A 21,413-nucleotide genomic window follows, 5' to 3' on the forward strand; every position below is an offset into this window, starting at 1 on the left:
ACACTGATGATAAATCTCTTCGTAGGTCGGATAAGCGCAGCGTCATCCGACAAAAAAGTTTACCACCCTTGTTAACACTTAAGCCTTCAGGGCTTCCAGTGCTGCAGCATAATCTGGCTCGTTAGTGATTTCGTTCACTAACTCGCTGAATACCACTTCATCTTGCTCATTAAGAACCACAACGGCACGAGCCGTAAGGCCTTTCAGTGCGCCTTCCGAAATGCCAACGCCATAAGCTTGCTGGAATTCTGGGTTACGCAGAGTAGACAGAGTAACAACGTTGCTCAGGCCTTCTGCGCCGCAGAAGCGAGACTGTGCAAATGGCAGATCCGCGGAAACACACAGTACAACGGTGTTCTCCATTTCAGTTGCCAGTTGGTTGAATTTGCGCACGGATGCCGCACAAACGCCAGTGTCGATGCTTGGGAAAATGTTCAGTACTTTACGTTTTCCGGCGAACTGGCTCAGTGCAACATCAGAAAGATCTTTTGCGACTAAAGAAAAAGCTTCTGCTTTGTTGCCAGCTTGTGGGATCTGACCTGCAACCGCTACAGGGTTGCCCTGGAAATGAACGATTTGTGACATGTTTGATTTTCCTTTTTACATATAATTAACGCCGCCGACAGTGTATGTCAGTATTCATCGTCTGAATATAAAAAACTGATAGTGCAAGTAAAAGTGTTCGCTGGCTATACTCTGCGGAGGATACAAACAACGACGACAGGCAAAACAATAATGAGATCAGTCAAGGTTTACCAGGAAGCATGGCCGCTGCACACGCCGTTTGTGATTTCACGCGGAACCCGCAGCGAAGCGGTGGTTGTGGTGATTGAGCTGGAAGAGGACGGTATCAAAGCAGTGGGCGAGTGCACGCCGTATCCGCGTTATGGCGAAAGCGTGGAATCGGTGCTGGCGCAAATCACCACGGTTATACCTCAACTGGAAAAAGGGATGACGCGTGCGCAATTGCAGGATGTTCTACCTGCGGGTGCTGCGCGTAATGCCGTCGATAGCGCGTTATGGGATTTAGACGCTCGTCGCAATCAGCGCACGCTTTCGCATATTGCGGGTATCGAACTCCCGGAACTGATTACAACCGCGCAAACGGTGAGTATTGCCGAGCCGGAACAAATGGCAGCGGCGGCCAAACTGCTGTGGGATAAAGGCGCGCGCCTGCTAAAGGTCAAAATTGACGACCGACTGATTAGCGAGCGTATGGTGGCGATTCGTGCCGCCGTGCCGGAAGCGGTGATCATCGTGGATGCCAACGAAGCCTGGAAAAGTGAAGGGCTGGCGGCGCGTTGTCAGTTACTGGCAGACCTGAATGTGGCGATGCTTGAACAGCCGCTGCCAGCGGGGCAGGACAAAGCGTTATCGAATTTCATCCATCCGCTACCCATTTGCGCCGATGAAAGCTGCCATACCCGTGAAAGTCTGGCCGAGCTGAAAGGGCGCTACGAAATGGTGAACGTGAAGCTGGATAAAACCGGGGGTTTAACCGAAGCGCTGGCCTTAACGCAAGCCGCTCGTGAAGCAGGTTTTGATGTGATGTTGGGCTGTATGTTGTGTACTTCCCGAGCTATCGCCGCCGCATTACCGCTGGCGGCGAAAGTCCGTTTTGCCGATCTCGATGGCCCAACCTGGCTCGCGGTGGACGTCGAACCAGGGTTGCATTTTGAAACCGGTAAACTTTATCCGTAACGGGAAATTATTTTTGCCAGTGTAACAAGCCCATCATGGCATCCAGATACCGCTCACTCGCTTCGTCAGCCGAGATGGGCGGGAATTCTGCGGTGATACAGGGCAAGTCCAAATCTGCGCACCAGCTTCCAAAAGAGCCCGGCGTTTCGTAGCCCACACTGGTGACCAGCGGCAATTCAAACTCCTTCGCAAGCCATGCGCCAAGCGGCGAATTATCAGGATCTTCAATGCAGCCCAACGGGTCGTGGAACGAGACAATCCATGCGGGTTTCAGCGTGTGGATCAACTGACATAGCGCCGCCGTTTCTGGCTCAGAACCCGGTTTTTTACCTGTAGAGAGCACCACATCACGTTCATCCGCGCTACTGTTCCAGCGATAAACCGTATCACCTGATTTCCAGTTGGCCGCGGGGAAATTACGATTCAGGTCTACACCATTGGCGTTAGCGCGCAAACCGAGCTGGCAACCGTCAGGATTTACGGCTAAAACCACATGATGGCGTCGATGTTCAGGTTTCAGCGTGCGTAACGCACAAGAAAGCGTAACCATGGCAGCATTTTCATCGCCGTGCGTTCCCGCAATAATTAAGCCGCTGCGTTGCTCATTCGGTGTAGCTGGGAACCAGATAAGCGGTGCGCCGAAAACGGATTTCCCATAACGTTCAGAACCTTGTGGCAAATGGCCACGTTGCGAACGGGGGCGGTGGGTTGGCATAGTTTTCCTTAAAAGTTCTATTTTTTATTGCTGATAGTAATAGCAGTGATTTAAATAAAACTCATCAGAAACAATCTCCTGTCAGACCAGTTCAGCCTTTACGCTATTGTTCACAAAAACCTACCGCAGAGGCGATTTTCGTCACGTTATTTATTTTAGTTATTGGCAAAACAGTTGATTGCGTTACATTGTTTCTCTGTCACTGGCGTGAGCGTAGTGCTGTCCCAAACAAAATTATTCATAAGGGTAAAACATGAAAAAGCGTTTTTTGACTACTTGTTGTGCGTTAGCTATCGCCAGCCTCTTTTCTAACGCCTGGGCGGCAGATGTCCCCGCTGGTACTAAACTTGCCGCCGACCAGAGTCTGGTTCGCCATATTAAAGATGAGCCTGCGTCTCTTGACCCAGCCAAAGCAGTAGGGTTACCAGAAATTCAGGTAATCCGTGATCTTTTTGAAGGGCTGGTGAATCAAAACGAGAAAGGGCAACTAGAACCTGGTGTTGCGACTAAATGGCAAAGCAATGATAACCGCACCTGGACCTTTACTCTGCGTGATAACGCGCGTTGGTCTGATGGGACACCTGTAACAGCGCAAGATTTTGTTTATAGCTGGCAGCGTCTGGTTGACCCTAAAAACACCTCACCATTTGCATGGTTCGCAGCTCTTGCTGGTATTAACAACGCACAAGCCATCATTGATGGAAAAATGCCTGCTGATAAGTTGGGTGTGACGGCAGTTGATGCCAGAACGCTACGAATTCAGTTGGATAAACCAGTACCGTATTTCCCAAATCTTACGGCCAATTTCTCGTTCTACCCGGTCCCTAAAGCTGTAGTTGAGAAATTTGGGAACGACTGGACTAAGCCGGGTAATCTGGTGGGTAACGGTGCATACGCGCTTAAAGATCGCATCGTTAACGAAAAGCTGGTGGCGGTACAGAACCCTCATTATTGGGATAATAGCAAAACGGTTATTACCCAAGTGACGTTTATTCCGATCAACCAAGAGTCTTCGGCAACGAAACGTTATCTGGCGGGAGATATTGATATTACTGAATCGTTCCCGAAAAACCTCTACCAGAAATTGCTAAAAGACATCCCAGGCCAGGTTTACACCCCGCCGCAGTTGGGAACGTATTATTACGCTTTCAACACCCAAAAAGGCCCGACCGCCGATCAACGAGTGCGCCTTGCCCTGAGTATGACTATTGATCGTCATATCATGGCTGAAAAAGTGCTGGGGACTGGCGAAAAACCTGCGTGGCGTTTTACTCCGGATGTAACCGCTGGCTTTAAACCGGAAACTTCGCCGTTTGAGCAAATGAGCCAGGAAGAGGCTAATGCGCAGGCGAAAACTTTATTGCAGGCCGCGGGCTACGGACCGACCAATCCGCTTAAACTCACCCTTTTGTACAATACCTCGGAAAACCACCAGAAGATTGCTATTGCAGTGGCTTCAATGTGGAAGAAAAATCTGGGTGTGGATGTGAAGCTGCAAAACCAGGAGTGGAAGACATATATCGATAGCCGTAACACCGGTAACTTCGATGTTATCCGCGCTTCATGGGTAGGTGACTACAACGAACCCTCTACCTTCCTGTCATTGCTAACGTCATCCCATAGCGGCAATATCTCACGCTTCAACTCGCCGGAATATGACAAAATTCTGCAGCAAGCGAGCCAGGAAACTACGGATGAAGCGCGCAATAAAGACTACAACCAGGCTGAGAAAATCATCCAGGAAAAAGCGCCAATAGCGCCTATCTATCAGTACACCAATGGCCGTTTAATCAAGCCATGGTTGAAAGGTTATCCAATTAATAACCCTGAAGATGTCGCATATAGCCGCACGATGTATATCGTGGCTCACTAGATTAGCCCATCCTTCAGTGATGCCGGTCAGTTACGCAACTGACCGGCTTATTCTTCACTGTCGTTTGCTCTATCAAGAAGCGGATGTCGCGTAGCCACCAGCAATAAACCAGGTGATAAATACAATCGCTGCAACAATGATTGCTATTGGAAACAGTACGCCAATTTTCATTTTTCTCTCTTTGCTAGTGTTGGTATGTTTGCCACCGGTTGCGGCCATTTTCTTTTGCTTTATACAACGCGGCATCTGCTTGTGCGATAAGGCGTGTCGAGGTGGTTCCGGGTATCAGAGTGGCGATACCGAGACTGATAGTAACATAAGGCATTACGGGTGAGGCTGCGTGCGGGATAGAGAGGGCCTGTAGGTTGCGCCTGATTCGTTCAGCTACTTCAATTGCCTGCTGCTCCTGCGCATCGGGTAGTAAAATAATAAACTCCTCTCCGCCAAAGCGAGCAACAGCGTCATGTGTTGAACGAGTAGCATCCACCAGACATTGAGCGATTTTCACCAGACATTCATCACCAGCCTGATGGCCATAATGGTCGTTGTACTTCTTGAAGTAATCGACATCCAGCATAATCAATGAAAGTGGCATACCGCATAGTTGCTGGCGCTGCATAGCCTTTTCGAGAAGAAGATGAAAAGATCGACGATTGGCAATACCTGTAAGTGGATCATTATTCGCCAGGTCTTGTAGCCGTTTAATCAATTCTCTATTTTCTTGCTCACGACTAATCGCCAACACAAACCAGCCACGCAAGATTCGACGGCCAGACTCAAAAAGCCCCGCCAGAAGAAGATAGAGAAGCGCATTCAGTACGGTCAGATCAGAGGGATAAATAAAATTACAGACCAGAATCGAGATCCAGATTGGCAGGGTGAAACTCAGTAAAACTCGGCCATCAAAATAAAGTGAAATTAGCGCAGTGAAAATCAGCAATGCTGCAAAGGGGAAAACAATCCGCGAATCGCCGCTTGCCAGGAATACATAAAAACATCCTACCCATAATGCGCTGATACAAAGCAATGCCCCGTACAGAAATTTGCTTAACCACTCGGCATGTTGATCGTGTGCCATGCGCAAAATGAAAATGGCTGATGATGAGACTGCGAGAATTAGCCCCATAAGGATTTCCAGTATGGGTACTGATGCCGTAACGCTGGCGATTTGCTGCGAGGACGAGAAGTAATGCCTGCCTAAAATAAATAAGCAGAACAACAAATTAATCCATAGAAACCACGGGCCACTGACAGTGATTGCCCGTTGGCGCATGGTCTTAAGGCGGAGGTCTAAATTGGGTGAAGCCCTACGTCTTTCTGACAAACATCATCTCCGAATGCCGCGAGGCATGATTGGGTCTAAAAAACTGCGGAAATGTAACATTTTTTATTCAGCAAATTCAGCGTGTTTGAATATTTTTCCGAGTTACATAACAAAAGAAGACGGCTAGACTGACAACAATATTGTGGTAACACGTGGAGATAATGCAGTGGAAACCATTGAGGGATACCAGTTAAATGTGCCGGATGCCGTGTTCGCCTGGCAATTGGATGGTAAAGGCGGGGTCGATACCATTGAGGATACCGATACCATTGATGCCGAACATCCTGGTTGGTTGCATTTGAACTATACCAATAGCGCAAGTGCAAATTGGCTGGCAACTACGCCGCTGCTGCCAAATTATGCTCGTGATGCCCTGGCGGGAGAGAGCCTGCGTCCGCGAGTGACGCGCATTGGCGAGGGCACGTTGATTACGTTGCGCTGCATTAACGGCAGTACCGATGAACGCCCGGACCAACTTGTTGCCATGCGTTTATATATTGATGAGCGGCTTATTGTGTCAACGCGTCAGCGCCAGGTTTTGGCTCTTGATGATGTGGTGAACGATCTTAAGGAAGGCGCTGGCCCACTCGATTGTGGAAGCTGGTTAGTGGATGTCTGCGATGCGCTGACCGATCACGCAAGTGAATTTATTGAACAGCTGCATGACAAAATCATCGACCTTGAAGATAACTTGCTGGACCAGCAAATTCCACCGCGTGGATACCTTGCTCTACTGCGTAAACAGTTAATCGTCATGCGCCGTTATATGGCACCTCAGCGAGATGTTTATGCGCGCCTTTCGAGTGAGCGTTTACCCTGGATGACTGATGATCATCGTCGTCGTATGCAGGATATTTCCGACAGGTTAGGGCGTGGGCTTGATGAAATTGATGCTTGTATCGCGCGCACTGCGGTTATGACCGATGAAATTGCTCAGGTTATGCAGGAAGCTATGGGAAGAAGAACCTACACCATGTCACTAATGGCAATGGTTTTTTTGCCCAGCACTTTTTTGACAGGGCTGTTTGGTGTGAATTTGGGCGGTATTCCTGGCGGCGGCTGGCATTTTGGCTTCAGCCTGTTTTGTATCATGTTGGTGGTTCTTATAGGCGGTGTTGCCTGGTGGTTACATCGTAGTAAATGGCTGTAAAATTTAACATTTTTAACATTATGAAGGCTAAAAAAGGCGGCTATAGTTGAGCAAGGTCAATAAATGGAACGCCGGTTCAAGGCAATATCTCTCTCGCAGGTGAATGCAACGTCAAGCGATGGGCGTTGCGCTCCATATTGTCTTACTTCCTTTTTTAGAATTACTGCATAGCACAATTGATTCGTACGAGCCGACTATTAGTCGGCTTTTTTTTGTCTGCAATATGTGGTCTATGCTTAAAAGGAGTATTTACAGGAGGCAGTGATGACTGTTTATCGAAGATTAAATATGAGTGACCCGTCGTTTCCGAGTGAACCTACTCCAGTACCTGACCCGATCCCAAGACCGCAGCCGATACCAGACCCACCACTAGATCCCGACCAAAGACCGATTATCGAGCCACCACCGCATAGTTAGAGTAGAGTTTTCCCTCTCTCAGGCGAGAGAGGGAAGAGAGGATTATTTGATTTCGAGGATATCGAGGCGTTGCAGAGGGGTTTCGCTGTCTTCGTCTTCTGGCTGCCAGCCTGCAGGTTGCATCGGCAACTCTTCGCGGTCGAATGCTAAATCTCCGCCATTAACGACTTCAGCACCATGTTGCAAGCCTTTAAAATCGAACAGTTCCGTGTCACACATGTGCGAAGGCACAACGTTTTGCATAGCACTGAACATGGTTTCGATACGGCCAGGATAGCGTCTATCCCAGTCACGCAGCATTTCACCAATGACCTGGCGCTGCAGATTCGGCTGCGAACCACACAGGTTACAAGGAATGATCGGATATTCACGAGCAATTGCAAAACGCTCAATGTCTTTCTCACGGCAATAAGCCAACGGACGAATGACGATATGTTTCCCGTCATCACTCATCAATTTTGGTGGCATACCCTTCATCTTGCCGCCGTAGAACATATTCAGAAACAGCGTCTGAAGGATGTCGTCACGGTGATGACCAAGCGCGATTTTCGTCGCACCTAACTCAGTCGCAGTACGGTAAAGGATGCCCCTGCGTAAACGAGAGCACAGAGAACAGGTAGTTTTGCCTTCCGGGATCTTATCTTTAACGATACCGTAAGTGTTCTCTTCGACAATTTTGTACTCAACACCAATGCTTTCCAGATACGCAGGCAGGATATGCTCAGGGAAGCCCGGTTGTTTTTGATCGAGGTTAACGGCCACCAGGCTGAAATTAATCGGCGCGCTTTGCTGTAAGTTTCGTAGAATTTCCAGCATGGTGTAGCTGTCTTTACCGCCTGACAGGCAGACCATAATACGGTCGCCTTCTTCAATCATATTGTAATCAGCGATCGCTTCACCCACGTTACGACGCAGGCGCTTCTGTAATTTGTTCAGGTTGTATTGATCTTTCTTTGTAATTTCTTGTTTATCTTGCATTTTATTGATTTGCCGGTTGTTTCAGGGGCACCACAGGGGCACAGCCTATAGCGCGAGTTTTTGGTTTAGCATGCTGAACCGATCGCCGTTCATATCCTGTATCCAGGTTGAATCAATGTCATAAACCATATGGGTATTTTCATGGTCCATATGGCTGGCGATAAATGGCGGGTTTCTTCCCGTTTTAAGCATCCAGCATGCATAAGTGTGGCGTGTATGGTACGGATTGCCACGGCGAATGCCAGCACGTTTTACAGCTGCGTTCCATCCGGGCTAAATTGAGGAAGGTTTTTGCTCATCCAGCCAGATTCCGGGAACAAAAATGAAGCGTATTTGTTGCGGTTGTCTCTTCGCGTATTCAAAATGATTAAATACGCAGCACATGCGAACTCTCTTGCTCAGTTGGCTTATTTCTGCGCAATTGTTGTTATAATAATCAGTAGCATGAAAATACCACCTCAATAAATACTTATAGATTGCATGGGTAATTTCACTTATGTATTATGCCGCGCCGGCCGTTAACCCTCTTCAGAGTGTGCGATTATTAAATCTAATGTGTCGGTAGTATTACCAAACCGCCACTAGCTCATCGGGAAGAGCGGCAATCATAGGTTGTAGTACGGGGTTCGAGGCTCCGGTGGCGGACCAAAGCGGTCATCGTATAATGGCTATTACCTCAGCCTTCCAAGCTGATGATGCGGGTTCGATTCCCGCTGACCGCTCCAAACTAAACTCTCCTGAAGTCTACCCATCTTTAGTTTCCCATCTGCATGATCAATTTCCTGAGCAGCAGAGGCGGCATTCACTGATATAAATCCCATGACCAAAGTAGTAATAAGTAGTGTTTTCATATCTAGCACCTCATTTAACAATATGTTTGAAACTGGGTTTTATCAGGAGTAACTTCATCCGTCTGTATATTCAAATATACAAACCTAAGCTGTCATGAGACTGACCGCTATATGACAAAATTGTCAGGGTTGTAGATTGGTTAATTTTTTTGAATACAGGTTCAGCTCGTTAATAATGCAGTCAGGTTCTTCACGCAGAGGCATATTGTCTATGTCCAGAACCCCATCATTTTTTTGTGGATCATCAGTCTGCAGGTCTGCAAACAGTGGGGTAAGATCCTGCTGTGCTTCTCCTGGTATAGCCACCAGCTCGAACGTTTTATTTCTTGCCGCGTCGTTAGTCAGAGCACTGACCAGAACCTGGGCTATTTGCTCCCGGGATATCACACCATCTTCCGGTGTTCCTGCATGGCGACGATCTCCCTGAAGCATAACGATTCTGTGTTCATCATCATTGTTGTAATCAAACCAGCCGGGCCTGACGATGGTATAGGGATGACCACTCGCCCTTACCAGACGCTCGGCACGTCTTTTCCAGTCATGAACCTCAGTGCGTTGATTCCAGGTGCTGAGTCGTTCAGTCACGCCAATTGTGGTCATTAGGCCGATACGAACAGGCGTATCCTTGAATATTCGTAAAATATTGCGCACTCCGCCGTAATCTACCGCTCTGGCACCAATACGACCCTGACCATCGGAACCGAGAGTGAAGATGATGGCATCAATATTTTTCGGCAAATCGGTGAGCGTTTCAGGCATTGAAACATCGCCGTAAAACACATCCGTTCCACGAGGAAGTTGTTTCACTTTGCGTTTATTTCTGACCAGAGCGACGGTCTGATGGCCCATTTCAATAACGGTATTCACGACATGAAGACCAATACTTCCTGTCGCTCCTGCAACGAGTATTTTCATGATAAACCTTCTGATAATTCAGACTTATTTTCGATACGGTCAGAATATCAATTATCATTATTGTCAGTAATAGGGCTAAAATGATTGTGTCTATGAACACCCTTCATGAGTGTGCGATGAAGGGAATGCCTCCATAAGGAAATCGCCGATGCTCAAAGAAAACTTCAACGAACTGCAAATCTTTCTTGTGGTGGCAAGGGAGCGAAGTTTTACCAAAGCAGCGGGCAAACTGGGCGTTTCTCAGTCTGCACTCAGCCACGCGATGAAGGCCCTGGAGGAAAGGCTGAATATCCGCCTTCTGACCCGCACTACCCGAAGCGTTGCCCCTACAGAAGCCGGTGAAAGAATTATTGCCTGCCTTGAACCCCGTATTGCCGATCTTGAACAGGAGCTCGAATCGCTTGTTCAACTGAACGGCAGTGCCTCCGGCAATATCCGTTTATCTGCCGGGGAGCATTCCGCGCGAAGTCTGGTATGGCCGAAGTTAAAATCCTTCCTCAGGGAATATCCGGAAATCAATCTCGAACTAGTGGTTGATAACGGTTTTGTCGATATTGTTGAGGGGCGTTTTGATGCGGGGATCCGCCTTGGCGAAAGCGTAGATAAGGATATGATCGCGGTGAGGATTGGACCGGAAATGCGTATGGCAGTGGTGGGAGCACCGTCCTATTTTGCCGCTAGCCCCGTACCCGAAACACCGCACGAGCTACAAAACCATCGGTGTATCAATATGCGCCTGCCGACTGCCGGTGGACTTTACCATTGGGAGTTTGAGAAGGATGGGAAACCGTTACGGGTCAGAGTGGAAGGGCAGGTAACGTTTAATCTGCAGGCGGAAAGAATTGATGCGGCTTTATCCGGTTTTGGCATCGCCTGTATACCTGAAGACAGGGTGCAGGATTATATAAAGTCAGGAGAGCTTATTCAGGTTCTGCAGGACTGGTGTCCGTCTTTCCCCGGATATTATCTTTACTACCCGAGCCGTAAGCAGCATCCGCCAGCTTTTGCGCTGATGATCGATGCACTTCGCTATCAGGAATAAAGGGTCCGCCAATCTCAGCGGACCCGTCCGGATATTAACGGCCTACGCGGGCCTGGTGCTCAGGAGAGTAACGTTCGCCAACGACTTTAATCGTTTCAAGCGCCTGGGTTATCTGCCGTGAGTCATCCTGCGAAAGAATGATGTCGGCAGCCCCCAGGTTTTCTTCCAGCCGGTGTAGTTTGGTGGTACCAGGGATAGGAACAATCCACGGCTTTTGTGCCAGCAGCCATGCCAGCGCAATTTGCGCAGACGTCACGCCTTTCTCTGCAGCCAGTTCACCCAGCAATGAGACCAGCTTTTCATTGGCTTCAATCGCCTGCTCGGCGAAACGCGGCACTTGGCTTCTGTAATCATCCTTCCCAAAAGTAGTTCCTGGCTTAATCGAGCCCGTAAGGAAGCCTTTACCTAATGGGCTGAAAGGCACAAAACCAATGCCCAGTTCCTCCAGTAAAGGCAGGATCTCCCGCTCAGGCTCGCGCCACCACATTGAGTATTCGCTTTGCAGGGCCGTGACAGGTTGTACGGCATGGGCACGACGAATGGTCTGCGCACCCGCTTCGGACAGACCGAAATGTTTAACTTTGCCTTCAGCTATCAGGTCTTTTACCGTACCCGCAACATCTTCAATCGGGACATCCGGATCGACACGGTGTTGATACAGCAGGTCAATGACATCAGTCTTAAGACGGCGTAATGATCCTTCCACAGCTTCACGGATATGCTCCGGACGGCTGTTTAAAATCTGCTGCTTGTTGTCGTCGCCAAAAGTAAAACCAAACTTAGTGGCAATGACCACACGGTCACGAAACGGTTTTAAGGCTTCGCCGACAACCTCTTCATTAAGGAAGGGGCCATATACTTCGGCGGTATCGAAGAAGGTGACGCCACGTTCAACCGCAGCGCGAATGAGCTCGATAGCCTGACGGGTATCGGTCGCCGGGCCGTAGCCGTGGCTTAAGCCCATGCAGCCGAGTCCAAGCGCTGAGACTTCGAGCCCGGATTGACCCAGATAACGTTTTTGCATTGAATAAATACCTCTTTTATCGGGTCTTAAACATCAAGTTTGCGGCCAGTCAGCCATTCCACCATCGCCGGGTCGCGGTGAGAGAAGAAGGCACTGGTTGCGGTGTCGAGGGCGGCAATTTGCAGCATATCTTCAGAGCTGAGTTCAAAATCGAGAATGTTGATGTTCTCTGCCATGCGTTCTTTACGCACCGATTTCGCCAGTGAAACGATGCCTCGCTGGAAGATCCAACGCAGAACCACCTGACCCACGCTTTTGCCGTATTTCTGACCAATCGCCGTTAATACGGGATGCTGGAACAGACCATTCTTACCCTCCGCAAACGGTGCCCAGGCTTCTGGCTGAATGCCACGGCTTTGATTCCATGGAACAGCATGCAGCTGCTGGTTGAAGGGGTTAACTTCAATCTGGTTTACCGCAGGGGCAACTTTGTTGAAGGCGATAAGGTCGGCCAGTCTGTCAGGATGGAAATTGCTGACACCAATGGCGCGAATTTTTCCTGCCTGCTGCAGTTCTTCCATAGCACGCCATGCCCCATGGACATCGCCATAAGGCTGGTGGATCAGATACAGGTCGACGTAATCAAGTTGCAGCCGATTCAGGGAGCGTTCGAACTGTGCTTTAGCGCCTTCGTAATTGGTATCCTGTAGCCAAAGTTTGGTCGTTACAAAGAGTTCGTTACGGGCAATACCGGTCTGTTTCAGTGCGTTCCCGACCTGGGTTTCATTCTGGTAAGACGCAGCGGTATCGATCAGGCGGTATCCTGTATCTATGGCATCAATAACGGCTCTTTCGCATTCTCCGGCATCCGTCATCTGGAAGACACCAAAGCCCAGCAGGGGCATTTCAATACCGTTGTTCAGTTTTACAGTTTGCATGACGTTATCCTTCAGCTGTTGTGTAGGAAAAGCATAACGCAAAGTAATTTATTCGATTAGATGGGGTAATTAGCTAGGGCTTATTAGATGTGTTCATTAATTTTGAGGGGCTGAAGGTCCGCTGCGTGCCAAAAGCGGACATAGATTGAACCTGGCTGTAAAATGATTTTTTAACTTAACGTGCCGTGCTGTTTGCCATGAAGCGATAATAACGTAAAAATGAATGAGCGTTCATTCATGGCTGACTTGTGATTCTTTCTAATCAGTCTGTTGTCAAAACAAACAAAGGCAAATTATGACTAGTAAAACGCTCAGACTTTTATTTCCCCAATGGCAAGGCGGTAATAACCCACCCTATCACCTTGGGTCGCTTCTTCTCTCGTATCTTTCCCCCGAATCGGATGGCCCTCTTGAGTCTGTTCCGGTCGATGAGCCCACAACGGAGCCACTGGCGGAAGTAGATGGCATTACAGCTAAACCTCAAATTATCAGGCAGCTCAACGATGCAGCCACTCTGATTGAGAAACATAATCCCGATTCAATTGTCGTTTTTGGTGGGGATTGCCTGGTATCACTGGCTCCTTTTACACATCTGCTCAATAAATACGGTGATAAACTGGGTGTGCTATGGATTGACTCTCACCCTGACGTACAGACTGCTAAACAGTATCCAAACGCTCATGCCCATGTTCTTGGAGCACTAATTGGAACAGGTGATAAAGATTTAGTTGCTCACGTAACCACCAGGCTTAATCCCTCAAAAATAATGATTGCAGGTATCCACGATCCACTGGCTTATGAAGCTGAATACCTTGCTCGTCATGACATTGCGACTATCGGTCCTGAACAAGTCAAAAATGGTGGGAAAGAAGTTTTGGAGTGGATTCACAGGGAAAGCATTGAGTATCTGGCGATACACCTGGATCTCGACGTTCTCGATCCGTCACTTTTCCGTTCTGTGCTTTTCGCCATGCCAGGCAGAGGCGAGCACGATTTTGGCGATGTAGCAGAAGGCAAGCTGACTATTGAAGATGTACTCAATCTGATAGCTCAGGCTACCTCAAAAACGGCACCGGTCGGCCTTACGATTGCTGAACATCTGCCGTGGGATATGATGAACCTCAAGAAAATGCTCAGTGTATTACCGCTGATGAAGTGATATCTGATTCCAAGAGCCAGAACTACAGAGCTAAGTCTGGCTCCTCGAAGCAAACAGCGTTAAAGTCCGGGCACCTTATAAAACATTATACTCGACATGTTAAAGAAAACTGAAACCTACCATAAGCTGATTACCGCTGCTGCTGCCTGTTTTGCAGAAAAAGGCTTCAGTGCGACAAGCGTGCGTGAAATTTCTACCCGCGCTGGGATCAGTCAGGGAGCAATGTACACGTATTTTAAAAGCAAGGATGACCTAATAAAGGCTATCGTTCTTGAAGAGCAGAATTCAGCGCTGACAGCCCATAATGCTCCATCCAGGGGTACTCATTTCGACCGCCTTTGTGCGCAGGTTACTTCGTGCATCAGCGATGTAGGCTACCCAGTTACACATCAGTTGTGGGTTGAAATCATGGCTGAATCTGCGCGGAACCCTGAACTGCAAAAAACGTATATTTCCAGTGATACCATCATGCGGCAAAGTATTGCAGGGATTATCGCAGAAGGTATTACTGCAGGAGAGTTTCGCCAGGACATTAGCCTGGAAGAAACCACGATTATACTGTTTGCCTTTATCGACGGATTAATTGCACGCAAAGCGATAAACGCGTCTTTCTCTTTCAGTCGAGACCTGCCAATGTTTTTTGAGCTAATGTCAAAATTATTGAAATAATGCCAAACAGGTCAGTCATAACTGATAGCACATGAATCGAAAATGTCCGCTTTTCGCTCAAAGCAGACTGTCACGTCCCCATTTTTTTTGAAAAAATTGATGTTTGTATTGAGCCCTCAATAATGAAAGCTCAATGCTATTTCGTCCTACTGCAGATTTTTATCTTTCAAAAACTGACCGACTAAATCAGCAATCTGCACATTATTGAGGTCAGAGAACGGGAAGTGAGTATTTCCTTTGATTCCTACCTCTGGCAGATGCGTTACCGTCACATCCCCGCCATGCTTGTTCACCACGTCGCGCCACTCGCGAGCCATCGCCAGACGTACCCGCCAGCTGTCCTGCGCGGGCATGGCGACAGGTTTATCCGGTATGTTATCGCCGTAAATAATTAGAATCGGGATTTTGGTCAGTGCCATAAATTGCGCCATTGGCACAGGCTCACCCTTCAGCGTGTCGAACGCGCTTGGCATAGGGGCAGGGAGTTCTTTTTCGGGGAAGACAAAGCTGCTGCCAGGCTCGAAGGCGACAATGGCTTTAACCTTGTCGTTTTTCATCGCCGTATACCAGCCCGGTCCGCCACCCTGAGAGTGGGTGAAGAGGATAGCGGGGCCGGATTTATCCACGACGGCGGACATCGCATCAGAGATGACATTGATATCAAACGGCCCGGTATTTGGGGTCATCTGACGGAAATACTGATTCAGTGCTTCTTTGTCGTGAGAGAACTGAACGCCCTTAAAATACTCTGGCCACACGCCAACGCGGAACTGATTGAACCACATCTGTTCATCCGGTTTAGGCGTAACAGTACCTTCTACAGTCGTACGTCCGGCGCTGCCCCGACGTGGCTGATCGACAAGATAAGTTGAGTACCCGCGACGCAGGAAGATGTTCTGGAACCCTTCGCGACCATCCGGTGTGCTTTCCCAGGTACGGGAGAACTGACCTGCGCCGTGCAGCATGACGATAGGGTATTTATGCGGATTCTCCGGGATTTGGTAGAACACAGACGCATGATCGCCATGGTAGGTTTGGCCAGCAGAGTCCAGCGGCTTCTTCGCGTCAAATTTACCAGGGGCGGTGTTGATAGTACCGCCAGCAGAAAAGCTTCCCTGTTCCTGAATGACCAGCGGCTCGGCATATACCGACTGAGCCACCAGACCACCCGCCATCATGCAAATGGCCAGCGTTTTTAAGATCGTCTTCAAGATTACATCCTCTGTTATGTTTGCTGTTCAATCATATCTGAGTTGTCAGCGTTAATTATTTAGCACCCCTGATTGCCCTTATTTGGCAGACTCATGAATGCGGACGATTAACTGCGTATTGTTTCTAACCAACTGGTGACCGTTTCAGTTGTTCTTCGCTCCTGGTCGCATTCAATGACCAGCGGTTTTTCCCTACGCGCAGTTGGGGCGAGACGGGCAAGGATGTCGTCGCTGTCTCCTTTACCGTAGCCACCGTGAGTTATAAAGGGGATCAGTAATTTGCCCGCAAGGTTGTGGCTGCTGAGAAATGTTTGCACTACAGGCGGCACGCTGGTCCCCCAGATCGGAAAGCCTAAATACACGGTCTCATAGCGTGATATATCTGCGACGCTATTTTTTAATACCGGTTTTACTCCCCGCTCACGCTCATTTTTTGCCTGCTCAACGGTCTGGAAATAGTCTTCCGGATAAGCCGTTGCCGGTTCGATTTCAAACAGATCGGTGTTCAGGCTACGTTGAATGACGCCCGCAATCACCCGTGTATTTCCGCTGCGGGAGAAGTACGCCACCAGAATTCGACTTTTACCCTGCACGTTTGCGGTTCCGGTGGCTGCTGATGCCAGAGAAACGTTCGCCAGCGTGAGTCCGGCAAGTGCGGTGATCAACATTCTGCGGTTGGGATCATGCTCCATAACCACCTCCTAATTGCTTGCGAGCGCCTGTTGCAGCGCCTTTTCGGCTCGAGTTGCTGCATCGTTTTCGCCATGTTCACGCAGAACCTGTGCCAGTTGGCGCAGCTGCGCTGACGTCAAGCCGACACGCATGCTGGCTCGTGTATGCGATAACAGCTGGGCTTCAACGCCTGGCGTGGCCGCTAATGCGCCAACCGTTGCCAGCTCGCGGCTTTGCCAGTCGAGGTTATCGCGGGCGAAAATGTCGCCGAACAGATGCGTTTGCAGGAATTGGTTAATCACTGGGGCAAAATCAAACAGCGGGCCCTGGACGGGAGCGCCTGAGATTTTTGTCTGGTTTGCGGTACCGACACGGCGAAGCTCATCCCCGACTGGGATGGTGGCGACCGGTTCTTTGCCCTCAACGTCTTCGATGCCACGTTGTTTACGTGCTTCGACGACCTTCATCAGTTCACTAAGCGCATTCAGGCTACGGGGGAAGCCCGTATAGGCATAAAGCTGGACGAGAATCTCTTTGGTTTCGTTTATGGTGAGTCCTGCATCAAGTCCCTGATTAAGGGCTGCATTCAGCTTATCCATCTGACTGCTGGCCATCGATGCCGCAATCAACGGGATAGCCTGTTGGCGGGCTGACAACGTATCTGAAACCTTTTGTTCGTGGTTCACTTCTGAGGCTCCTTTATTGACGGGCGCAGCATGTGCTGCGAGACCAAAACCAAAGGTCAGCAGTACCGCTGCCGCTAATGCTTTAATGGGCGTGGTATTGTTCATCTGTCACTTTCTCCATCCAGTTAACGCTTTTGCCATCCACAATCCCGGTTATCGCCAGATGCGTCATCGCGCTGCCGGGGGCCGCCCCGTGCCAGTGTTTGACGCCCGCCGGGCAAGAGACAACGTCACCGGCGCGGATAACCTGCACCGGCTGGCCTTCTTGTTGGGTGAGCCCAACACCCGAGGTCACAATCAGCCGCTGACCTGCCGGATGCGTATGCCAGGCGGAGCGGGCACCAGGCTCAAACGTGACATAAGCCCCGGAAACACTGATGTCGTTATCCGGTTTGAAGAGAGGATCAACCCGGACGCGACCGGTAAAGTTCTCGGCAGGCCCGTACACCGCATTCTGACTTCCTGCGGGGGCGATATGGACAGCAGGATTTTGCTCCGCTGCCCAGGATGAAAAGGTGAAGAAGGGCAGTAACAGCCCGAGGTAACGTAAATGCCCGATCATGCAAAGCGTCCTTATCAATGAAGAGGGAATTGCCTGCGATGATTTTATCGAGCGAGTAATGACGTCAGGCTGACGCCCCCCTGACAATTCTGTCAGTTAACCCTTGTCCCGACTCAGCGCTGGATTGAGCATTACCCGCCACTTTATCCGCTTGTATCGCAAAGGTGAGGCCAAATGTATTGATGCCACCTTCACTTCGCGCAAAGACATCTCCCCGGTGCATAATGGCGACAGCACGCACGATCGACAGGCCCAGTCCATGATGGGTATCACTCCTGGATCGGGAGGTGTCGACGCGATAGAACCGCTCGAAAAGCCGGTGTAAGTGCTCTGGTGCTATCGGATCGCCCGGGTTTGAAACTTCAACACATGCCTGATGACCTTTTTCGCTTAAGCGCACCGTAACCGTGCTGTTGGACGGTGAGTGTCTTGCGCTATTTTCCAGTAAATTAGCCAGTGAGCGGTGGAACAGTCGTCGGTCGATGTGCACGGTGACGTCGCCCTGAACATCCAGAGAGAGCTGTTTTTCAGCAAAAGAGGGTTCAACATACTCCGCAGTTTTCAGGGTTTCTTCTCTCAGGGACACCTGCGTAAGCTGGGAAGCATGTTCACCCGCGTGAGCATGCGACAGGAACAGCATGTCGTTAACTATAGATGTCATACGTTCAAGCTCTTCCAGATTGGAACCCAATAACTCTTCCAGTTCATCTTGCGAACGTCGGCGTGAGAGCCCCAGCTGCGTCTGGCCGATCAGATTAGTCAGCGGAGTCCGGAGTTCATGCGCAACATCGGCATTGAAGCTTTCGAGCTGCCTCCAGGCGACCTCTTGCCGTTCCAGCACGCCATTAAAAGATGATGCTAACTGCTGTAATTCGTCAGGTAATGCTTCGGTATTCAGGCGCTGACCATGGTCCCCGGGAGCGAGTTGCCGGGCCTGTTTACTGAGCGCCCTAACCGGACGAAGACCGATCCTTGATACGATGTATCCCAGTAAGGCGACAATCACGACGCCCAGTGCGGTAATGATCAGCAATGTACGCGTGAACGCATCAAGTGTTCCCATGTACGGTGTGGAGTCGATAGCAACCACATAGCGCAGCTCAGGCCTTTCACCGTTGGCGGGGATGGTTTTCACTAACAGAAACAGCGAGCATGCACCTTCTGATGCACCGGGCACTTTATTAAACCCTTCCTGTAAAGAAGACCACTGAACACCCACTGGTGGTGTTCCCCCGATGCTAAAGCGTGGGTTATCGCTCACTATCCAGTAGCGAACGCGTTCACCTTCAGAATTGGTTAACACGGTGAATTTATTGGCCAGCGTTGACCAGCCGTCAGCCGAGGTTCGGGTGGTGATCCACGGACTCATTAATGATTCCCGGAATAGCAGCTCGTTGTGCATCTGCTTTTGCAAAGAATCATGCAAGGAGCTTCTGAGCAGGATACCGATAATGGATACAATGAGCAGCGCGGATAAGGCAAACATCAGCGCCAGGTGAACGGAGATAGAACGCTTAGGCATACTTATCCCCTTCATTTATTCGGACCGGACTTCGAGGACATAACCCATGCCACGAACTGTATGCAGCAGTTTGATATCGAACGGGGCATCCACTTTGGCCCGAAGTCGTTTAATGGCCACTTCAACCACGTTGGCATCGCTGTCAAAATTCATGTCCCATATCTGCTCCGCAATCATCATCTTTGACAGAATCTCTCCCTGATGCCTGGCCAGAAGGCTTAACAGGGAAAATTCTTTCGCGGTCAGCTCCAGTCGCGTTCCGGCACGAAATACGCGGCGAGCCAGTAAGTCGAGATGCAGATCGTGAATTTGCAGTTGGGTGATGTCTGCGCCATCCGTAGCGCGGCGACGCACCAGTGCCTGAATACGCGCCACCAGCTCAATAAGCGAAAAGGGCTTGGGCAGATAATCATCCGCGCCAAGACGCAGTCCTTTAACGCGCTCGTCGACCGATCCCCGTGCCGAGAGCATCAATACCGGCGTCTGTTTGGCTGCTCGCACACCCTCAAGTACCCGGTAGCCATCCATCCCCGGCAGCATCACATCCAGTATTATCGCGTCGTAGTCGAACTCCAGCGCGTAATGAAGACCTTCAGCGCCATCTGCAGAGACATCTACCGTAAATCCGGACTCACTCAACGCACGGTTGAGATAGGTTGACGTTTTTTCTTCATCTTCGACTAACAACAGGCGCATAACGGGACTTCCTCTTAACTTTTCAATGGTGCTTCAACATCGGAATAAACCTGCACGGCATCCGGCAGACGTTGACCCTGGATAGTGATGGCATCCAGTGAGCGGGTAAGCTCGGTCATCTCTGTAGCTGTCATCGACACGGTGGTAGCTGCTGTGTTTTGCAGCATATGGTCTTTATTGGTGGTGCCAGGGATGGGAACAATCCAGGGTTTACGCGCCAGGAGCCATGCCAGTGCAATCTGACCCGGTGCGGCATTTTTTCTTATCGCCCAGGTTTTTAGCAGCTCAACGAGTTGTAAGTTGTGCGGGAGATTGTCGGGTGAAAATCGCGTTTCTATAGCACGTATATCACCGGCAGCGAACCGGGTATTTCCATCAATCCAGCCCGTTAAAAACTGTACGCCGAGTGGGCTCCATGGCACAAAACCAATGCCCAGCTCTTCACATACCGGAAGTACCTGCTTTTCAGGGCCGCGCCAGAGCATGGAGTATTCACTTTGTACGGCGGTAACGGGTAATGCCGCATGGGCGCGTCTCAACGTGTTGATGCCCATTTCAGACAGACCCCAGTGCAGGACTTTTCCTTGATCCATTAAATCTTTCACCACACCGGCGACATCTTCGATAGGGATCTGTGGATCAACTCGATGTTGATAAAGTAAGTCGATACGATCGGTACGCAGGCGTTTGAGCATATTGTCGACGACCTGCCTGATATGTTCCGGCCTGCTGTTAAGGCCCGGCAGACGCTTCCCCGTCTGTTGGTCAATGTTCCAGCCAAACTTAGTGGCGATAACGATTTTTTCCCTGAATGGGGCGACGCCTTCCCCGAGAATTCTTTCGACTTCAAAGGGACCGTAGGCTTCAGCAGCGTCGAAGAACGTCACCCCTTCATCAAATGCCCGGTGGATAACATTGATCATCTCAGGACGCCATGGAACAGAGGTGTCGTATTTACGACTCATGTTCTGCACGCCCAGACCGATAGCTGAGACTTCCAGCTTCCCGAGTTTACGCTTGCCCGGAGTAGCATTGCGTTGGCTGGTTTGTCTGGATGAATCGACCTGAGAGGATGGACTCGCCGCCGATACGTGGGGGAGCAGCGAGGCGGCGGCAATACCCGCCCCGGCGACTAATAGCTTGCGTCGCTCTGGCATTGTTAGGTCATTCTGGCTTTTCATTGATCGCTCCGTTTCTCAGAAAATTGAACATGAATCACATTAAACGAGACCATTCTGCCTCCTGATTGCCAACATAAAGCTGACAGTTACCTGACAGCGTTGTCAGAAACACTAACCATCCCGGACTCTTTCCTGACAAAAATGTTATTTCCTTGTCACGATGCTGACAGCCCTCTCTGCCTAATCT

Annotated in this window: 22 protein-coding genes, 1 tRNA gene and 1 pseudogene; 8 read left to right on the forward strand and 16 right to left on the reverse strand. The window is 49.8% G+C overall.

Annotated elements, in window-relative coordinates:
* Window positions 1-78: 78 nt before the first annotated feature.
* Complete coding sequence (gene tpx, locus LVQ79_RS01545; protein WP_151993587.1) at window positions 79-585, reverse strand: thiol peroxidase; 507 nt, start codon at window positions 583-585, stop codon at window positions 79-81.
* A 150-nt stretch (window positions 586-735) separates the two neighbouring features.
* Here tpx and ycjG point away from each other — a divergent pair, with 150 nt between their 5' ends.
* Window positions 736-1,701: an L-Ala-D/L-Glu epimerase gene (ycjG, locus tag LVQ79_RS01550; protein ID WP_232863651.1), complete on the forward strand. Its 966-nt coding sequence runs from the start codon at window positions 736-738 to the stop codon at window positions 1,699-1,701.
* Window positions 1,702-1,708: 7 nt separating this feature from the next.
* Here ycjG and mpaA read toward each other — a convergent pair whose 3' ends face one another.
* A complete protein-coding gene (gene mpaA / locus LVQ79_RS01555) occupies window positions 1,709-2,416 on the reverse strand; it encodes a murein tripeptide amidase MpaA (protein WP_232863652.1) in 708 nt (235 codons plus the stop codon).
* A 253-nt stretch (window positions 2,417-2,669) separates the two neighbouring features.
* On the opposite strand from mpaA, the gene LVQ79_RS01560 reads away from it, so the two are divergent.
* On the forward strand, window positions 2,670-4,289 hold the full coding sequence (locus tag LVQ79_RS01560) for a peptide ABC transporter substrate-binding protein (RefSeq protein ID WP_232863653.1): 1,620 nt from the start codon (window positions 2,670-2,672) through the stop codon (window positions 4,287-4,289).
* Between the two features lie 72 nt (window positions 4,290-4,361).
* On the opposite strand, the gene LVQ79_RS01565 is transcribed toward LVQ79_RS01560, so the two are convergent.
* Window positions 4,362-4,460: a YoaK family small membrane protein gene (locus tag LVQ79_RS01565; protein WP_151993583.1), complete on the reverse strand. Its 99-nt coding sequence runs from the start codon at window positions 4,458-4,460 to the stop codon at window positions 4,362-4,364.
* Window positions 4,461-4,473: 13 nt separating this feature from the next.
* Window positions 4,474-5,562, reverse strand: coding sequence for a GGDEF domain-containing protein (locus tag LVQ79_RS01570; protein ID WP_232863654.1), 1,089 nt, complete (start codon window positions 5,560-5,562; stop codon window positions 4,474-4,476).
* A gap of 217 nt (window positions 5,563-5,779) precedes the next feature.
* Here LVQ79_RS01570 and zntB point away from each other — a divergent pair, with 217 nt between their 5' ends.
* Together zntB and ynaL are read left to right on the forward strand one after the other, a co-directional pair.
* Complete coding sequence (zntB, locus tag LVQ79_RS01575) at window positions 5,780-6,763, forward strand: zinc transporter ZntB (RefSeq protein WP_232863655.1); 984 nt, start codon at window positions 5,780-5,782, stop codon at window positions 6,761-6,763.
* Between the two features lie 264 nt (window positions 6,764-7,027).
* Window positions 7,028-7,180, forward strand: a complete 153-nt coding sequence (gene ynaL, locus LVQ79_RS22635; RefSeq protein WP_277813390.1) for a proline-rich small protein YnaL — start codon at window positions 7,028-7,030, stop codon at window positions 7,178-7,180.
* A 42-nt stretch (window positions 7,181-7,222) separates the two neighbouring features.
* Here ynaL and ttcA read toward each other — a convergent pair whose 3' ends face one another.
* Entirely contained in the window at window positions 7,223-8,158 is a 936-nt protein-coding gene (gene ttcA / locus LVQ79_RS01580; protein ID WP_232863656.1) for a tRNA 2-thiocytidine(32) synthetase TtcA, read from the reverse strand.
* A gap of 650 nt (window positions 8,159-8,808) precedes the next feature.
* On the opposite strand from ttcA, the gene LVQ79_RS01590 reads away from it, so the two are divergent.
* Window positions 8,809-8,883 (forward strand) — tRNA-Gly (locus LVQ79_RS01590).
* Between the two features lie 6 nt (window positions 8,884-8,889).
* Here the strand turns inward: LVQ79_RS01590 and LVQ79_RS22535 are convergent.
* Both LVQ79_RS22535 and LVQ79_RS01595 read right to left on the reverse strand, forming a co-directional pair.
* A pseudogene (locus LVQ79_RS22535) lies at window positions 8,890-9,009 on the reverse strand (multiple stress resistance protein BhsA); the annotation flags it as partial.
* Window positions 9,010-9,132: 123 nt separating this feature from the next.
* Window positions 9,133-9,924: an SDR family oxidoreductase gene (locus LVQ79_RS01595; RefSeq protein ID WP_232863657.1), complete on the reverse strand. Its 792-nt coding sequence runs from the start codon at window positions 9,922-9,924 to the stop codon at window positions 9,133-9,135.
* Between the two features lie 148 nt (window positions 9,925-10,072).
* On the opposite strand from LVQ79_RS01595, the gene LVQ79_RS01600 reads away from it, so the two are divergent.
* Window positions 10,073-10,966, forward strand: a complete 894-nt coding sequence (locus LVQ79_RS01600; protein ID WP_232863658.1) for a LysR family transcriptional regulator — start codon at window positions 10,073-10,075, stop codon at window positions 10,964-10,966.
* 34 nt (window positions 10,967-11,000) lie between these two features.
* Here LVQ79_RS01600 and LVQ79_RS01605 read toward each other — a convergent pair whose 3' ends face one another.
* Both LVQ79_RS01605 and LVQ79_RS01610 read right to left on the reverse strand, forming a co-directional pair.
* Entirely contained in the window at window positions 11,001-11,990 is a 990-nt protein-coding gene (locus LVQ79_RS01605; RefSeq protein ID WP_232863659.1) for an aldo/keto reductase, read from the reverse strand.
* A gap of 26 nt (window positions 11,991-12,016) precedes the next feature.
* Complete coding sequence (locus tag LVQ79_RS01610) at window positions 12,017-12,868, reverse strand: aldo/keto reductase (RefSeq protein ID WP_232863660.1); 852 nt, start codon at window positions 12,866-12,868, stop codon at window positions 12,017-12,019.
* 295 nt (window positions 12,869-13,163) lie between these two features.
* Here LVQ79_RS01610 and LVQ79_RS01615 point away from each other — a divergent pair, with 295 nt between their 5' ends.
* Complete coding sequence (locus LVQ79_RS01615) at window positions 13,164-14,027, forward strand: arginase family protein (RefSeq protein ID WP_050163995.1); 864 nt, start codon at window positions 13,164-13,166, stop codon at window positions 14,025-14,027.
* Between the two features lie 96 nt (window positions 14,028-14,123).
* Window positions 14,124-14,696, forward strand: coding sequence for a TetR/AcrR family transcriptional regulator (locus LVQ79_RS01620; RefSeq protein WP_050163998.1), 573 nt, complete (start codon window positions 14,124-14,126; stop codon window positions 14,694-14,696).
* Between the two features lie 146 nt (window positions 14,697-14,842).
* Here the strand turns inward: LVQ79_RS01620 and LVQ79_RS01625 are convergent, their stop codons facing one another.
* The 7 genes from LVQ79_RS01625 to LVQ79_RS01655 all read right to left on the reverse strand — a co-directional run bounded on the left by LVQ79_RS01625 (window position 14,843) and on the right by LVQ79_RS01655 (window position 21,226).
* Window positions 14,843-15,907: an alpha/beta hydrolase gene (locus LVQ79_RS01625; RefSeq protein ID WP_232863661.1), complete on the reverse strand. Its 1,065-nt coding sequence runs from the start codon at window positions 15,905-15,907 to the stop codon at window positions 14,843-14,845.
* Between the two features lie 107 nt (window positions 15,908-16,014).
* Complete coding sequence (locus tag LVQ79_RS01630) at window positions 16,015-16,599, reverse strand: flavodoxin (protein WP_232863662.1); 585 nt, start codon at window positions 16,597-16,599, stop codon at window positions 16,015-16,017.
* A 9-nt stretch (window positions 16,600-16,608) separates the two neighbouring features.
* Complete coding sequence (locus LVQ79_RS01635) at window positions 16,609-17,370, reverse strand: carboxymuconolactone decarboxylase family protein (RefSeq protein WP_232863663.1); 762 nt, start codon at window positions 17,368-17,370, stop codon at window positions 16,609-16,611.
* Window positions 17,348-17,827, reverse strand: a complete 480-nt coding sequence (locus LVQ79_RS01640) for a (R)-mandelonitrile lyase (RefSeq protein ID WP_172893304.1) — start codon at window positions 17,825-17,827, stop codon at window positions 17,348-17,350. Before LVQ79_RS01640 ends, LVQ79_RS01635 begins: the two co-directional genes overlap by 23 nt.
* Before the next feature lie 64 nt (window positions 17,828-17,891).
* Window positions 17,892-19,349, reverse strand: coding sequence for a heavy metal sensor histidine kinase (locus LVQ79_RS01645; protein WP_232863664.1), 1,458 nt, complete (start codon window positions 19,347-19,349; stop codon window positions 17,892-17,894).
* A gap of 15 nt (window positions 19,350-19,364) precedes the next feature.
* The gene (locus LVQ79_RS01650) at window positions 19,365-20,045 is read right to left on the reverse strand and encodes a heavy metal response regulator transcription factor (RefSeq protein ID WP_012606387.1); all 681 of its coding nucleotides are present in this window, start codon (window positions 20,043-20,045) and stop codon (window positions 19,365-19,367) included.
* Between the two features lie 14 nt (window positions 20,046-20,059).
* The gene (locus tag LVQ79_RS01655; RefSeq protein WP_232863665.1) at window positions 20,060-21,226 is read right to left on the reverse strand and encodes an aldo/keto reductase; all 1,167 of its coding nucleotides are present in this window, start codon (window positions 21,224-21,226) and stop codon (window positions 20,060-20,062) included.
* Window positions 21,227-21,413 lie beyond the last annotated feature (187 nt).

Source organism: Buttiauxella cochleicola (assembly GCF_021282405.1).
In the GTDB taxonomy this organism is placed as follows: domain Bacteria; phylum Pseudomonadota; class Gammaproteobacteria; order Enterobacterales; family Enterobacteriaceae; genus Buttiauxella; species Buttiauxella massiliensis.